The following is a 14,644-nucleotide window of genomic DNA, read 5'->3' as shown; positions in this document are numbered from 1 at the left end:
CGTCTGATGCCTGTGCGAACCTTCGTCAGGCTCTCGTCGCTCATCCTCGCTCTCACCTTCGTCGCCGCTCCCACCTCCGTGTCCGGCGCTCAGGAGCCCGCCGGCCCGTGGTCTATGGCGCTCTCTGTCGGGATGGAAGGCTTCGTCGACCCATCGGCCACGCTTCCCGTCACCGTCGACTTGACGTCGCAGGAACTGCTCGTCGGTCGGATCGACGTCTCGTCCGGTGGGACGACGGTGAGGACGGACATCGAAGTCCCCGCAGGCGGCGTCAAGCAGTACTTCATCGAGGGGGGCGCTCCGGGCAATCGCACCCAGGTCGACGTCGCACTCGTCAGGGTGAACGACGACGGCGAGGACGAGACCCTGCTCGAAGAGACGGTTCGGGTCACTGCGCCCCGCGAGGAGCTTCTCGTGGGGCTTCTCGGCGCCGACGACATCGCGACCACGCTGCGGTCGGCCGAGCCCCGCACCGTCGAACGCACCGTGACACCGGTGAGGCTGTCGGCTGCGACCCTCGAGGCGGGACCGGGCGTGCTCTCGTATCTCGTGATCGGTCCCGACGCGGCAGCCGATTTGTCGAGCGCGGCGCTCTCGAAGATCGAGTCGTGGATCGAGGACGGCGGTCGGATCATCGCCGCGTCGGCCTCGGCGGACGTCTTCGCAGCACCAGGCGCCGGCGTGGTTTGGCCGGGGACTCCTGTCGAGGTGACCCGGGTCGGTCGGGGCGAAGTCGGGGCGACGCCGAACCTCGCCGAGGTGACCGCAGACGAGTGGAGCGTGCTGCTCCGCCCGGAGCCACCGCTCGGGCTGGTCCGGAACGAGGCCGACTCTGCCGCGCCGTTCTCACTGGTCTCGGCGGCGGCGGTCGGCCGTGAGGCGTCCGTGCCCGCCCTCCCGTGGCTGCTCGCAGGGATACTCGTGTTCGTCGTCCTCGTCGGTCCGGTCAACTTCCTGTTGCTGCGCAGCTTCGGCAAGCCCGAGTGGGCCTGGGTGACGGTGCCGTTGCTGAGTGTGGCCTTCGTAGCCGGGTTCTGGGCGATCGGGCGCTCGCAGCTCAAAGACTTCACGATCACCCACGCCTCCGTCGTGGTCGACGATGGATCCACCATCCGCGGCGAGACCGCCCTCGTCGTCCAGGTGGCAACGGGCGGTACGAGGGACCTGACGTTGCCGGAGGGCTGGGAGGCGACGCCCGCCGCCGCGCAGGTCGGCGGGCTGCCCGGGGTCCCGGAGCGCCGCGACGACGGGAGAGACGGCTTCGAGTTCGAGCTCGAGGATCTCGGCGCCGGGGTTGCGCAGGCGTCGTGGGACGGCGGCGATCCCGCCGACCTCGAGGTCTCGGTAGGGGGCGAGGGCAACCAGCGGATCGTCAGCGTCACGAACACGAGCCGCCAGTCGTACTGGGCGTGGGGGGTCATCATCAACGGCGCCGGATACTCCGGAAAGGACGAGCTGGCGCCCGGCGCCACGGCCTCGGTCGACGTGAGGCTGTCCAACCGCCGGGTCCTCTACGAACCCGTCATCTCCGAAGCCGTGAACCGAACAGGTTTCGTCAACGGCTTCTCCGACAACCGCTACCAGCTCGTCTCGTCGCTGGCGGCGTACGCCGAGCACCTCGAGAAGGGCATCAGGCTCGACGATGTCTACTTCTACGGGTTCACCAACGATGCCCGGCACACCATGGCGCTCGACGGGTCGTCGGGATCCGCCGAAGGCACGACCCTCATGGTCGAACGGCTCGAGGTGTCTGTGGGTGACGTCGTCGAGACGAGCGTGCGACCGAGGCTCCTCGACGTTGTCGGCGCTTCGTCCATCGAGGGCTACTACGACGACATCTACGCATACGGCGCCGAAGAGGTCTACTTCGTCTACGAGGTCCCAACCGGCGCGCCCGCCCGCGGCACGGTCAACCCGGCGACGGGGCAGTTCCCGCGGGCGTCGGCCTTCGATTGGACCTCCGGGGACTACGCGACGATCGAGTGGGGTGAGCCGTTCGACATCTCGCATTTCGTGTCGCCCGGTGGAGAGCTCGTGATCCGGGCGCAGGCGCCCGAGGACAGAGACCCGTTCGAGGGGGACTTCTCGATCCAGCTCAACCGCTACCAGCTCACGTGGAGCACGGCATGATCGTCGAGTTCCAGTCGGTCGAGAAGCGCTACGGCAAGGTCCACGCCCTCAAGGACGCCGACCTGGAGGTGCCGGAAGGGGCCACCCTCGGGCTGATCGGCCCGAACGGCGCAGGCAAGACCACGTCGATGCTCATCATGACCTCGCTCTTGCAGCGGGACGGTGGCAAGGTCAGGATCGGTGGCATCGACCCGGAGCGCGATCCGAGGGCCGTCCGCCGCCACGTCGGCTACATGCCGGACTTCTTCGGCGTGTACGAGGGGCTGCGGTCGCGGGAGTACCTCGAGTTCTTCGCGGCGTCGCACAACGTGCGCTCGGCCGCCAGAGCCGCCGTCGTCGCCGACCTGCTGGCCCTCGTCGACCTCGAGGACAAGGCGGACGCAGACGTGAACTCGCTGTCGCGAGGCATGAAGCAGCGCCTGTCGCTCGCCAGGGCGCTCATCCACGACCCCGAGTTGCTGGTCCTCGACGAGCCGGCGTCCGGGCTCGATCCGAGGGCGCGCGTCGGGTTGCGCGAGCTCATCTCCGAATTGAGCCGCATGGGTCGCACCGTCGTCATCTCGTCGCACATCCTCTCCGAGCTCGAGGGCATCTGCTCGCACCTCGCCATCGTCGACCTCGGCCGCGTCCTGGCGATGGGCAGCGTCGATGAGATCCGCTCCAAGCTGTTCGGCCAACGCCGCGTCATCGCCAGGGTGGCGGAGATGCACGTCGAGCGCACCGAGGCGCTGCTGCGGACCAAGGAGGACCTCAGCGATCTCGACGTCGAGCGCGGCCAGGTGAGCTTCTCGTTCTCCGGAGGAGACGAGATTTCGGCGGCGCTTCTCTCCGAAGTGGTCGGAGCGGGCGTCCCGGTCGTCGAGTGGCGTGTCCAGAGCGCCGGGCTCGAGGAGTTGTTCATGCAGCTCACCAACGTCCCGGTAGCCGGGGCTGCGCGACCCGACGAGGCTCCGGTCGAGGAGGGAGACATCGAATGAACCCGGTGGCAATTCGAGAGCTCCAGGAGCGGTGGCGGACCCTGCGGTCTCCGATACTCCTCAGCGTGTGGGTGCTCGCCGCCGGGGCCCTCACGTTCCTGGCGTACATCACGGCGAGGAGCGCCTCGCAGTCTCAGCTCGAGGGCTTCGGCTTCAGCGGTTTGTCTTCGATCTTCGCCTCGGCCTCGATGGGCAGGTTCATCCTGCACGCCTTGCTTCTCGGCCTCGTCATCGCCGTGGTGTTCGTCGTGCCCGGCCAGGCCGGCGTGACGATCGTCGGTGAGCGGGAGCGTCAGACCCTGCAGCTCCTCCAGGTGTCGCAGCTGAGCGCCTGGCGGATCGTGCTCGGCAAGCTCATGTCGGCACTGGCATACGTGCTCCTCCTGCTCGTCGCCACCACGCCGTTGCTCGTGATCCCGGTGTTGCTCGGAGGCGTGACGCTCACGAACGTGGCGATGGGCATGCTCATGGTGGTCGCCACCGCCGTGATGATCGGGGCGGTTTCGATGTGGGTGTCCGCCAGAGCCCGCAGCGTCCAAGGAGCCGTCCTCGGCTCCTACATCTGGACCGTCGGCATCGTGTTCGGCACCTTGTTCCTCCTCGTCGCCGAGTTCTTCCTGCTCGCCCCGGAAGACCTCGGCGCCACCCGCTTCGAGAACGGCGTACCGCGCGATGGCGGCCGCGAGCTCTACTCGGCGCTCGTGAACCCGATCGTGGGGCTGGTAGACGCCTCGTCGAACCCGATCGAGTTCCGAGCCGAGGCGGTCACCTCCCCCTATCTGCCCTTCCGGGCCGTGCTCGTGAAGCGACAGGGGTTCGGAGCCTCACAGCTCAACGAGCTGACCAGCCCGTTCGGGGGCGGCTTCTTCGAGGGTGGAGTCGCGGTGGAGGGCGGCTTCGGCCGCGGATTCCAGCCTTTGCCGTTCCCGGGCGGGGATGGCGTCGGTGCCATCACGACACGCACTCCCGATCGGATCAGGGTGCAAGCCTGGCCAATCACCCTCGGTTTCGAGTTGCTCGTCTCGGCGGGGGCTCTGTACCTCGCCACCCGTCATGTCAAGGTCCCGCGGGGCCGTGTCCGCTCCGTGCGCCGAAGGAGGACCCAAGTTGCCGCTTGATTCGATCCACCGCATCGTCGGAGCGGCGCGGCGACGCCTGCAAGCAGCTCGCCTGTTGCGCCGCGCAGTTACGGCCATCGGCGTCGTCGCCGCCGGCGGGGCGCTCATCCTCGGGGTCGCTCGCTGGGTCGTCATCCCTTGGGCCGAGCTTGCCGTCTTCATCGCGGGCGGCGCCGCCGTCCTGCTCGCCGCCGGATACACGTTGGCGAGACCGCCGAGCACGCACCTCGCCGCCGTCGTCGCCGATCAGCGCCTCGGGGGCAAGGATCAGCTCGCCACGGCACTGGAGCTGTCGCGCCGCCAGATGCTGTCAGCCATCGAAACGGAGCAGATCAGCCGCAGCGCGGCATGGTCGGAGGCCAGGACCCTCGCCGGGTTCGGTTCGGTGCTCCCGAACCGGCGCCTCGTCATGCTCACCGTGTTGGCCGTCGTCGCCGCCCTCGTGTTGGCGATACCGGCGTCGCCAGCTGATGCCGAGCAAGAGCGCAGGGCCGAGGTCGCCGAGGCGGTCGACGGAGTCGCCCGCCAACTGGAGGAGGCCGCCGAGGAGATCGACGACGAGGAGATCGCCGACGAGCTGAGGCGGACCGCCGAAGAGTTGCGGGAGGCCGACGACCTGGACGAGGCGATCCGCCGTCTCGGTGACGCCAGACAGGACCTCGCAGAAGCGGCCGACCCGGAGGCGCTCCCCATCAAGACAGCCCTGGCAGGACTCGACGAGCAGCTGCGGCAGAACCCGATCGGCCAGGGCAGCGACGCCGAGGCGCAGCTCGAGGACGTGAAGAGCCGGGCGGACTCGATGTCAGACGAGGAGCGCAGGGCGACGGCGGCGCGCCTCAGGGAGCTCGCCAACCAAGTGGCCGGCGCCTCTCCCGATCTCGCCGGATCCCTCGAAGACCTGGCGAGGGCGCTCGAGGGCAACGGTGACCCGTCGGCCGCCGCCGACGCTGCTCTCGACCAGCTCAGGGGGGCACAGAACAGGGTGGGCTCCGCGTCCGATGCCGCCGACGCCCAGGCATCGGTGCGCGACGGCCAGCGCCAGCTCGCCGATGCACGGGACGCCCAGCAGGGCGAGGGTCAGGGCCAAGGGCAGGGTCAGGGCCAAGGTCAAGGTCAGGGCCAGGGCCAGGGTCAGGGCCAGGGCCAAGGTCAGGGTCAGGGCCAAGGAGGTGGCGGAGGCCAGGGCGCGGGAGGCGTCAACAACCCGAACCCGGTGAGCGGGGGCACCGGCTCGGCAGGGAATCCCGATCTCGGAGCCGGCGACGGCGACGCGGCCCACGATCCCGGGCGCTCCAACGTGCTGGACCCCCAGGGCTTCACGCAGGGCGACGAGCAGCGTGTCGACTTCGACGGGAACGACCCGACCGGCAACGTCGAGGGAACCACCTCCGGGCAAGGACTGCAGAACCTCCCGCTCGTCCCGTACACCGACAGGTTCACGGCTTATCAGCAGCAGGCACTCGGAGCTCTCGACCGGATGTCGATACCGAGCAGCCTGCAGGACATCGTTCGGATCTACTTCACGGAGTTAGGCGGCCAATGAACCCGGAAACGTTCGCCCAAAACGTCGAAGCGATCGAGGCCGAGATCGGCAAGGTCATCGTCGGCCAGCACGATCTGGTGCGCGCCGTTCTCCTCGGCCTGCTGTGCGAGGGACATGTGCTGCTCGAAGGCGTCCCCGGCCTCGGGAAGACGCTGCTGCTGCGCACGCTCGGTGAGGCGCTCTCGGTCGAGTTCGGCCGCGTCCAGTTCACACCCGACCTGATGCCGGCCGACATCGTCGGAACCAACGTCCTGCGCGAGGGGGAGTTCCGGTTCCACGAGGGCCCGATCTTCGCCAATGTCGTCCTCGCAGACGAAGTCAACCGGGCGACCCCGAAGACCCAATCGGCCCTTCTCGAGGCGATGCAGGAGCGCCGCGTCACCCTCGGGGGGACGACCCACCCGCTGCCGAGGCCGTTCTTCGTGATGGCCACGCAGAACCCGCTGGAGATGGAGGGAACGTACCCGCTTCCCGAGGCGCAGCTCGACCGGTTTCTCTTCAAGATCCTCGTGCCGTTTCCCTCGACGGACGACATGGTCGGCATCCTGCAACGGACGACTGCCGACGAGTCGGTCGAGGTGAGCGCCCTTGCAGACGATCAGGTGCTCAAGGAGATGCTCGGTCTCGTTCGACAGGTGCCTGCCGCCACCCACGTGCTGCGATACGCCTCCACACTGATCACCGCCACCCACCCGGGGCACGACTCAGCGACCCCCCTCGTCCGTCGCTACGTTCGCTTCGGCGCCAGCCCGCGCGGCGCGCAGGCGGTGGTGCTCGGCGGGAAGGCGCGGGCGCTGATCGACGGGCGGCTCAACCTGTCGGGCGAAGACGTCCGCGAGATCGCCAAGCTGGCGCTGCGACACCGGCTGGTGCTCGGGTACGAGGCAGCCGCCGACGGTGTCATCTCAGACTCCATCATCGACGAGCTCCTCGAGGCGAATCCGGCCCCGATCCCTACGAACTGATGCTCCTCGAGCCCGAGCTACGTGCCCGCCTCGAGCGGCTGAGCCTCACCAACCGCAGGCGCCTTCGTGGCATGTGGAGCGGGAGACACCGTTCGAAGCAGCTCGGCGAGAGCCTCGACTTCGCCGACTACCGCGAGTACAACCCCGGGGACGACTTCCGGCGCATCGACTACAACCTGTGGGCGAGGCTGGGCGTGGTGCTCGTACGCCTCTTCGAGGCCGAGGACGAGATGCCACTGCAGATCGTCGTCGACACGTCGTCGTCGATGGAGTTCGGCGAGAAGTTCGCAACCGCCCAGCGGCTCGCTGCTGCGATCACCTTCCTCGGCCTGGCCGCCGGGGAGAGGGTGCGCCTCGTCACCGTCCCGGCTTCCGACCGCCCTTCGTTGCGCGGCCCATGGGCCCGTCACGTGTCGAGCTGGCCGCAGATGGAGGGATTCCTGGAATCGCTGAGCCCCGAGGGAGGTACCGACCTCCCTGGAGCGGCTCATCTCATGGCGGCTGCCGGCGCCCACCGCGGTCCCGTCGTCCTCGTCAGCGACCTCCTGGCGCCCGGCTGGGAGGCGGCCGTCGACCTCCTCGGGAGCCTCGGCGGCGGTGTCGTCCTCCACGTGCTCTCCCCTTCAGAGCTCGACCCGGACTTCAGCGGCGACCTCACGCTGCGGGACATCGAGACGAAGGCAGAGCTCCCCGTCTCGATCAGCGAAGCCGCCGTGTCGCGGTACCGCGAGCGGATGCAGTCGTTCGTTGCAGAGGCTTCGGCGAGGGCCCGGCGCTCGGGCATGGACTACGTAACAGTCCTCGCCGGCCCGGAAGCGTTGACCGCGGCGCTCCGTGAGCTCGTCGCCGCTGGGAGGCTGACGTGAGCCTGCTCGCACCCCTGGCTCTTGCCCTGGCGTCACTCGTCATCCCGCTCGTTGTGCTGTACATGCTGAAGAGCAGGAGGCAGAGGCTCGAGGTGCCGAGCATCCGCATGTGGGAGGACGAAGAACAGTACGTCTCCGCCTCCCTTCCTTGGCAGCGCCTCAAGGTCACCGCGGCGCTCGTGCTCCAGATCCTCGCCCTGCTCGGCTTCGCCTTCCTGCTCGCCCGGCCGTTCTTCAGGGAAGCAACGCTGCTCGGTCCCCACACCGTGCTCGTCATAGACACGTCCGGATCGATGGCGACGGCCGGCCGCTTCGCAGCGGCCCAGGCGGAGGCCAGAGGCCTGGCCGACGACGCCTCGGACGCCCAGCTCATCTCCGTCGTCGACGCCGGGCCGCGCCCCCGTGTCGTGACGGCCTTCTCCCGAGACCCCGCAACCGTCCTCTCTGCCATCGACGGCCTGGCTGTCGGGGGTGGCGGAGAGGACCTCGAGGGAGCACTGCGGCTGGCGCGGGGCCTCGCCACCCCCGATCGCCCGACGAAGATCCTCCTGCTGAGCGACGGCGGGGTCGAAGGGGCGCTCCTGGAGCCGGTGAGCGACGCCAGTCACATCCTGTTCGACCAGGTCGGCGACAACGTCGCCATCACCGCCTTCGGAACTGGCGTGCCCGGGGAGGGTGCCGCCAACATGTTCCTCGAGGTGTCGAGCTTCTCCCGTAGGACCGAATCGATCTCGGTCCAGATGCTGGTCGACGGCCTCGAGGTCGGGTCGGTCGACATCGAGTTGGCGGCGGCGGAGCGGGAACAGCGCGTCGTTCCCGTCGACGCCGGGATCGGCCAGACGGTCGAGGCGGTGATCGTCGAGGCGGACGACGCCAACCCGCTCGACGACCGCGCTGCTCTCATCCTCTCGGGCGCCGGCGACCTGGCGGTCACAGTGACGGGCGAAGGATCTCCCTTCCTGGATGCGCTGCTCGGGGCGCTCCCCGGCGTCCACCCGGCCGTGGGCGAGCCACCCGACGTCGTCGTCATCGACGGTGGCTCGGCTGCGGAGATCGACCGCCCGGCATGGATCATCGCCCCCGACCCGCCGCCGGAAGGGATCACGGTCACGGGCCGGCTCGACAACCCGGTGATCACCTTTCAGCGTCCGGGCGAGCCGATCCTCGAGGACGTCGACCTCACGAGCCTCGCCATCGGCGAGGTGCAACTCCTCGACCTCGGGCCCGGATGGCTGCGACTGGTGACGGCAGGCGATGTGCCGATCGTCATGCTCGGTGAGGTCAACGGGCACCGGGTCGTCTACTTCACTTTCGACGTGGTCCGATCGAACCTCCCGGTGGACGTCACCTTCCCGATACTCGGTGCGAGGATCCTCGACTTCCTGGGAGGCAACCGGCTCGGCAGCGCCGCCACGGCGACGGCCGGCACGCCGCTCAGCCTGGCGCCGCCTCCCGACGGATCGACGGTTGTGACGAAGCCCGACGGCACCTCCGTGTCACTCGAAGGGAACGTCGTCGAGTTCGCCGACACTGCGGCGCCGGGCACGTACCAGGTGGACTACCTCGACGCCTCCGGTGCGCTCGTCGAACACGAGAGGGCAGTCCGGCAGTTCGCGGCGGCCGAGGCTCCCGGGTCCGCCAGGCAGATCGCGACGACCGCCGACGATACGGCAGATGCGCAGGACGCCACGTTGCTGCGGGAGTGGGCGCCGTGGATCCTGGCGCTGTTGCTGCTGGTCGTCCTCGTCGAGTGGTGGGTCGCCTACGGCAGGCCGAGCCCGTGGCGCAGGCGTTCCGGCGCGGGAGCGGCCGTATGAGGCTCCAACAGCCCTGGCTGCTCCTGGTGCTCATCCCGGCGCTCGGGGCCGTCGTGCTCGTCGCCCGTCACGGTCGCCGCTCGGTGCCGAGCAGGCAGAACCGTGTGGCGACGTTCGTCCGATCCGCTGGCGTGGTGTTGCTCGTTCTCGCATTGACGCAACCACTCATCGTCCGGACGTCGGGAGAGAAGTCTGTCCTGTTCCTCCTCGACAGGTCGGCGTCGATCACGGCTGAGGCCCGCGCCGCGCAGGAGGTCTACGTGCGGCAAGCGCTCGCACTCGCCGGACCGCAGGATCGGACCGCGGTGGCCGTTTTCGGCAGGGAGATCCGCCTGGACCAGGCGCTCTCGAGCGACCCGGCATTCCAAGGCGTCAACACGGTCGTCGACGACACGGCCACCGATCTCGGGGTCGCGCTCCGGGGGGCTGCGGCAGTGCTCCCGACCGAGGGGTCGCGGCGCATCGTCGTGCTCACCGACGGCGTCGAGACGTCGGGCGACGCCCGAGAGGCAGCCCGAGAGATCTCAGAGTCGGGCATCGCGGTCGACATCCTGACGCTGGAGACCGGTCGATCCTCGGACGCCTTGATCACCCGCGTCGACACCCCCGTCACCGCCAGAGAGGGAGAGGAAGTCCCGGTCGAGATCACCGTGCAGTCGTCCATCGCGGGGCCGGCGGTGCTCGTCGTGGAAGCCGGAGGTGAGCCGATCCGTCTCGATGTCGATCTCGTGCCGGGTACGAACCGCTTCACGGTCGAGATCCCGGCGACCGAATCCGGGCCGCTGCGCGTCAGGGCGTCGATCGAGACGCCCGCAGACGAGATCCCGGAGAACGACCAAGCCGAGGCGCTCGTCAGGGTGCTTGGGCCCGCCCGGGTCGCCGTGGTGGAAGGCAAGATCGGCGAAGGGGGAGACGTGGCGAGAGCGCTCGAGGCGTCCGGCATGCGGGCCGTGACCCTCAACGCCATACCAGGTCCCGAGGACCTCCTCACCTACGACGGGATCGTGCTCGTGAACGTCCCCAACCCCGGCGACGAGCAGAGTGCCGACCTCGCTGCATTCGTGGAGGAGCTCGGCAGGGGCCTCGTCGTCGTCGGCGGCGACCAGTCTTACGGCCTCGGCGACTACCACAACAGCGCCCTCGAGGAACTGCTGCCCGTCACGAGCGATCCGGACGATCTCATCAGGCGCCAGCCGATCGCCGAGGTCCTCGTGATCGACACGTCCGGGTCGATGGCGGACTGCCACTGCGGCGACCCTGCGCTGGGTCACAACCCCGACGGACAGCTCGGTTACACGAAGACGTCGATAGCCCAGGCGGGCGCCGGACTGGCGATCGGGGCGCTGCAGCCGGAGGATCGGGTGGGCGTCCTGGCGTTCACGTCGGGCACGCGTTGGGCGCTGCCGCTTGCGCCGAGGCCGGACGCCAACACGGTGGCGTCCGCTCTGGCGACACTCACACCAGAGGGTGACACGGAGATCGCCCAGGCACTGCGGGTTGCCCTCGAGGAGTTGCGGGATGCGCCCGAGGAGATCAAGCACATGGTCCTGTTCACGGACGGGTGGGGCGACGACGTCGAGGTGCTCACGGTGGCCCAGGAGATCGCCGAGGCGGGGATCACGCTGTCCGTGCTCGGCACCGGTGAGGGTTCCGGTGAGTCGCTCAGGCGCATGGCGTCGCTCGGTGGCGGCCAGTTCTACCCGGGGCGCGACCTCGAATCCGTGCCCGAGATCTTCGTCGAAGAGACGCTGCGAGTGTCGAGGCCCCTCATCGCAGAGGGCGCCTTTCTCCCGACGCTGGGGGCCGCCTCCCAGGTCACGGCGGGGCTGACCGAGGCGCCGCCGCTGCTCGGATACGTCCTGACGCGGGCCAAGTCGACGGCATCGATCCCGCTCGAAGTCGGTCCGGGTGACCCTCTGCTCGCCTCCTGGCAGCGTGGGCTCGGCAGGGCGACCGCCTGGACGTCGGATGCTACGGCGCGATGGTCGGTCGACTGGCTGCCGTGGCAGGGGTTCGTCGACTTCTGGGGAAAGGTCGTCAGCGACGTGCTGCCGCCGGGCCTCGACAACCCGCCCGAAGTGCGGCTCTCGGGAGGGGGGCTCGACATCACGTACGAGGCCGACGTCCCGCTCGACGCCGTCGCCATCGCCAACGTGCGCGACTCGACCGGGAACGTGAGGAGCATCGCATTGCAGCGCACGGGCGAGTCGACGTTCGCGGGACGCGTTCCGGTCACCGAGGGAGGCGCCTACTGGGTGGCGGTGCAGGTGGAGAACGCCAGCGGCACCCTCGCATCGGGTAGCAACGGCGTCGTGGCGGGTTACGCCGACGAGTTCGCCTTCCGGGATCCGGACCCCGGCCTGGCGCTCGACGTGACCGACGTAACTGAGGGGCGGGTGGATCCGGCCGCCGCCGACGTGTTCGACCCCGCCCCCGCTGCCGGCGCGGCAGCCACGGAGATCTGGTCGTGGCTCGTGGCGGCGGCCCTCGTTCTCTTCATGGCCGACATCGTGCTCAGGAGGCTCATCGTCTCGAGCGGAGATTTCGCCGTGTGGAAGGAAACCCTCACGCCTACAAGCAGGGCACCCGTCGAGGCGATCCGAACCGACGAGCCTTCCCGGGAGGCCCCGCCGGACCAACCGGCGCCACCGCGCCACCGCGAGGTCCATCCCGAGGAGGAGACGTTCGGCAAGCTGCTCCGGAGGAAGCGGAAGGGCTGACGAGGGAACGCGCCGGGGGTGACGGCTCTATCATTCGCCGCCAGGCGATGGAGCTCGCCTTCGACCGCCGAACGGCTGATGGCTCCTGCAAGAACCAGGTCGACTCGCAGAGGCCATGCCAGCAGAGGACCAGCAGAGACGGAGACCGACTCTCGAGCGCGCCTCGATCCCGCTCGCAGTGATCGGTGGGGGATTGGTCGGCTCCGCTGCGAGGACGGCGGCCGGCGCGTTGGCCGCGACACCTGCGGGAGCGTTCCCGACGACAACGCTCGCCGTCAACCTGGCGGGATCGCTCCTGCTCGGGTGGTACCTGGCGAGGCGGGAGCGTGCGGCCGGCTCACGGTGGGGGTTGCGGTTCTGGGCGATCGGCGGACTCGGCTCCTTCACGACGTTCTCGGCGTTCGGTGTCGAAGTCGTCCAACTCGTCGAGGCGGGGCGGTCGGCAGTCGGGATCGGGTATGTCCTCGCCTCGACCGCCGGCGGGCTGATCATGGCTGCTGCAGGCGAGCAGATCGGGCGTACGACGAGATGAACACGGTGCTTGCCGTGGTCGCCGGGTCGGTCGGCGCCCTGTCCAGGTATGTCCTCACCGGGGCGGTCCAGAGACGATCGCAGTCGGCGCTCCCGCTCGGCACCGCCGCCGTCAATGTACTCGGCGCCCTCGGGATCGGACTGGCGACCGGCGGGCTCCACTCCGGCTCGCTGCCGCTCGTCGTCGTCGCAGGGTTCCTCGGGGGCTTCACCACGTTCTCGACGTGGATGGTCGAGACGGTTCGCCTCGGAGCGCTCCCCGTTTGGAGGCCTGCGGCACTCGCAAACCTGCTCGTCCCGCTCGTCAGTGGTGTCGGGGCAGCCGCGTTCGGCTATTACTTGACTCGATGAGAGAGAGCTCGACGTGAACGACGCATCCGACAGCCGCCTTCTCCGGATCTTCATCGGCGAATCGGACAGCCACGAGGGACGTCCGCTCTACGAGGCGATCGTCGCCACGTTGCGTCGTGCCGGGCTGGCGGGCGCCACCGTACTCAGGGGGATCGAGGGTTTCGGCAAGTCGAGCAGGCTGCACACGGCCCACATCCTCCGGCTGTCCGAGGACCTGCCGATCGTCATCGAGTGCGTCGACACCGCACCCAAGATCGAGGCGATCCTTCCAGAGCTGGAGGCGATGATCGGAGACGGCCTCGTGACCATCGAGCGCGTCGAAGTGCGCATCTACCGCGCCGAGAGACCCTGACGCTCACCGTCGCGGTGGCGGCGGCTCGCGGTCGTGCTTCGCCGATCTGCGGGCGAGCGCCACCGCTGCCACGAGCGCTCCCGCTGCCAGCGCCCCGGCGTACCACGCGACGGGCCCGCCGTGCAATGAGGGGCGCAGCGGTTCGGTGACGAGGCGCGCCATCCCGGCGGCCGCCAGCGCCGCGCCTGCCGGGGCGAAGAGAGGTGCGCGGCGGCGCCAGATCGAGACGAGCGCCGCAGCCAAGAAAAGCAAGGCGGCCGCGTAGAGCTCGACGGGGTGCCGCACGATCTCGCTGCCCGGCTGCGCCCATCCAACAGGGAGCGACGTCGGCGTGCCCAGACAGGCGCTCCGCAACACGCAACCTGCGTGCCACCCGGCCAAACCGGTGAGCGCAGCCGGGGCGAGTGCGTCGGGGAGCTTCGGCCGGCGCCGTCGCCATGCTGCCACGCCGATCGTGACGAGGCCGGCGAGCCCCGCCCATCCGGTGGCGACCCCACCGCGAATCACGACGACGTCACCGAGGTGGGTGATCGGGTTCACGCCTGCCGTCAGCATGGCCGCCAGGCGGCCCACCAAGACACCGGCGATGATCCCCGTCAGCATCGTGTCCCACAGCTCCCGCCGGGAAGCCTCGGCCTCGTCGTGGGGCTCCCCGAAGCGCAGCACGATCCAGGCGGCACCAGGGCCGACCGCGGCGGCGAAGAGCAGAGTGAACTCCATCAGCCTCTGAGGAGCTCGTCGATCTGGATGGCGAGCGTTCGTTCGTCGATGACGCCGTTGTGGAGGACGACCAGTTCTCCTCCCGCGGCGAAGAAGAAGGTCAACGGCACGGCGCGGCTGCCACCGAGGTCCACCGGAACGCCACCCTCCCTGTCGTAGACGTTCTCGATGGCAGCTCCCCGGTAGAACTCGGCGACGAACTCTCTCGCCTGGGTCTGGCTGTCGCGGACGTTCAGGCCGACGAATCGCACCTCCGGCCCGTACTCGTCGGCGGCGGCCGCCAGCAACGGGGCCTCTGAGCGGCACGGAGTGCACCACGACGCCCACACGTTCACAATCACCGGGAGGTCGGAGCCCGCCAGGAGGCTCGTCAGGTCCGCAGTGGAGACGGCAGGCAGCTCGGGGATGTCGTCGATGCTCTGTGAGCTGGCGCCGCAGGCGGCGAGCAACACGACGAGAGAGAGCGTGAGGCGGCGCATCGGAGGAGTGTACGGCGAGCCAAGCTCGACCTCGCTGGTCGGAGGCAGCACGCGGAGGCCCCCGCTGCCTTCAGA

The 14,644-nt window shown here is 69.3% G+C and carries 13 protein-coding genes and 1 riboswitch; of the genes, 11 read left to right on the top strand and 2 right to left on the bottom strand.

The features are described 5' to 3' along the window. Nucleotides 1–6: 6 nt before the first annotated feature. From VGC47_05170 to VGC47_05120, 11 genes are all read left to right on the top strand, one after another. A complete protein-coding gene (locus VGC47_05170) occupies nucleotides 7–2,130 on the top strand; it encodes a hypothetical protein (GenBank protein HEX9854686.1) in 2,124 nt (707 codons plus the stop codon). Further along, on the top strand, nucleotides 2,127–3,107 hold the full coding sequence (locus tag VGC47_05165) for an ABC transporter ATP-binding protein (protein HEX9854685.1): 981 nt from the start codon (nucleotides 2,127–2,129) through the stop codon (nucleotides 3,105–3,107). The genes VGC47_05170 and VGC47_05165 overlap by 4 nt, the downstream gene beginning before the upstream one ends. Further along, nucleotides 3,104–4,225: a hypothetical protein gene (locus VGC47_05160; protein HEX9854684.1), complete on the top strand. Its 1,122-nt coding sequence runs from the start codon at nucleotides 3,104–3,106 to the stop codon at nucleotides 4,223–4,225. The genes VGC47_05165 and VGC47_05160 overlap by 4 nt, the downstream gene beginning before the upstream one ends. Continuing rightward, complete coding sequence (locus VGC47_05155; GenBank protein HEX9854683.1) at nucleotides 4,215–5,768, top strand: hypothetical protein; 1,554 nt, start codon at nucleotides 4,215–4,217, stop codon at nucleotides 5,766–5,768. Before VGC47_05160 ends, VGC47_05155 begins: the two co-directional genes overlap by 11 nt. Continuing rightward, nucleotides 5,765–6,733 carry an AAA family ATPase gene (locus tag VGC47_05150; GenBank protein ID HEX9854682.1) on the top strand — a complete coding sequence of 323 codons (969 nt, stop codon included), beginning with the start codon at nucleotides 5,765–5,767 and terminating at the stop codon, nucleotides 6,731–6,733. The genes VGC47_05155 and VGC47_05150 overlap by 4 nt, the downstream gene beginning before the upstream one ends. Further along, on the top strand, nucleotides 6,733–7,599 hold the full coding sequence (locus VGC47_05145; GenBank protein HEX9854681.1) for a DUF58 domain-containing protein: 867 nt from the start codon (nucleotides 6,733–6,735) through the stop codon (nucleotides 7,597–7,599). The genes VGC47_05150 and VGC47_05145 overlap by 1 nt, the downstream gene beginning before the upstream one ends. Beyond that, nucleotides 7,596–9,416, top strand: coding sequence for a VWA domain-containing protein (locus VGC47_05140; protein HEX9854680.1), 1,821 nt, complete (start codon nucleotides 7,596–7,598; stop codon nucleotides 9,414–9,416). The genes VGC47_05145 and VGC47_05140 overlap by 4 nt, the downstream gene beginning before the upstream one ends. Next, on the top strand, nucleotides 9,413–12,136 hold the full coding sequence (locus VGC47_05135; protein HEX9854679.1) for a VWA domain-containing protein: 2,724 nt from the start codon (nucleotides 9,413–9,415) through the stop codon (nucleotides 12,134–12,136). The genes VGC47_05140 and VGC47_05135 overlap by 4 nt, the downstream gene beginning before the upstream one ends. 34 nt (nucleotides 12,137–12,170) lie before the next feature. Continuing rightward, nucleotides 12,171–12,231, top strand: a riboswitch (Fluoride riboswitch). A gap of 20 nt (nucleotides 12,232–12,251) precedes the next feature. Continuing rightward, nucleotides 12,252–12,668 carry a CrcB family protein gene (locus VGC47_05130; protein ID HEX9854678.1) on the top strand — a complete coding sequence of 139 codons (417 nt, stop codon included), beginning with the start codon at nucleotides 12,252–12,254 and terminating at the stop codon, nucleotides 12,666–12,668. After that, entirely contained in the window at nucleotides 12,665–13,018 is a 354-nt protein-coding gene (locus tag VGC47_05125; protein ID HEX9854677.1) for a CrcB family protein, read from the top strand. Before VGC47_05130 ends, VGC47_05125 begins: the two co-directional genes overlap by 4 nt. A 13-nt stretch (nucleotides 13,019–13,031) precedes the next feature. Continuing rightward, complete coding sequence (locus VGC47_05120) at nucleotides 13,032–13,370, top strand: DUF190 domain-containing protein (protein HEX9854676.1); 339 nt, start codon at nucleotides 13,032–13,034, stop codon at nucleotides 13,368–13,370. Between the two features lie 3 nt (nucleotides 13,371–13,373). Here VGC47_05120 and VGC47_05115 read toward each other — a convergent pair whose 3' ends face one another. Beyond that, nucleotides 13,374–14,090: a prolipoprotein diacylglyceryl transferase family protein gene (locus VGC47_05115; GenBank protein ID HEX9854675.1), complete on the bottom strand. Its 717-nt coding sequence runs from the start codon at nucleotides 14,088–14,090 to the stop codon at nucleotides 13,374–13,376. Continuing rightward, the gene (locus tag VGC47_05110) at nucleotides 14,090–14,569 is read right to left on the bottom strand and encodes a TlpA disulfide reductase family protein (protein HEX9854674.1); all 480 of its coding nucleotides are present in this window, start codon (nucleotides 14,567–14,569) and stop codon (nucleotides 14,090–14,092) included. Before VGC47_05110 ends, VGC47_05115 begins: the two co-directional genes overlap by 1 nt. Nucleotides 14,570–14,644 lie beyond the last annotated feature (75 nt).

Source organism: Acidimicrobiia bacterium (assembly GCA_036396535.1).
In the GTDB taxonomy this organism is placed as follows: domain Bacteria; phylum Actinomycetota; class Acidimicrobiia; order Spongiisociales; family UBA5794; genus DASWKR01.
Note: the sequence above shows the minus strand (reverse complement) of the source record. Positions and strands in the feature narration are given on the sequence as shown.

What these genes read in the sequence shown, in the direction of transcription:
- VGC47_05170 (HEX9854686.1), top strand. Translation starts at nt 7, where the DNA reads ATGCCTGTGCGAACCTTCGTCAGGCTCTCGTCGCTCATCCTCGCTCTC.
- VGC47_05130 (HEX9854678.1), top strand. Translation starts at nt 12,252, where the DNA reads ATGCCAGCAGAGGACCAGCAGAGACGGAGACCGACTCTCGAGCGCGCC.
- VGC47_05110 (HEX9854674.1), bottom strand. Translation starts at nt 14,569, where the DNA reads ATGCGCCGCCTCACGCTCTCTCTCGTCGTGTTGCTCGCCGCCTGCGGC.
- VGC47_05115 (HEX9854675.1), bottom strand. Translation starts at nt 14,090, where the DNA reads ATGGAGTTCACTCTGCTCTTCGCCGCCGCGGTCGGCCCTGGTGCCGCC.
- VGC47_05135 (HEX9854679.1), top strand. Translation starts at nt 9,413, where the DNA reads ATGAGGCTCCAACAGCCCTGGCTGCTCCTGGTGCTCATCCCGGCGCTC.
- VGC47_05160 (HEX9854684.1), top strand. Translation starts at nt 3,104, where the DNA reads ATGAACCCGGTGGCAATTCGAGAGCTCCAGGAGCGGTGGCGGACCCTG.
- VGC47_05145 (HEX9854681.1), top strand. Translation starts at nt 6,733, where the DNA reads ATGCTCCTCGAGCCCGAGCTACGTGCCCGCCTCGAGCGGCTGAGCCTC.
- VGC47_05165 (HEX9854685.1), top strand. Translation starts at nt 2,127, where the DNA reads ATGATCGTCGAGTTCCAGTCGGTCGAGAAGCGCTACGGCAAGGTCCAC.
- VGC47_05150 (HEX9854682.1), top strand. Translation starts at nt 5,765, where the DNA reads ATGAACCCGGAAACGTTCGCCCAAAACGTCGAAGCGATCGAGGCCGAG.
- VGC47_05125 (HEX9854677.1), top strand. Translation starts at nt 12,665, where the DNA reads ATGAACACGGTGCTTGCCGTGGTCGCCGGGTCGGTCGGCGCCCTGTCC.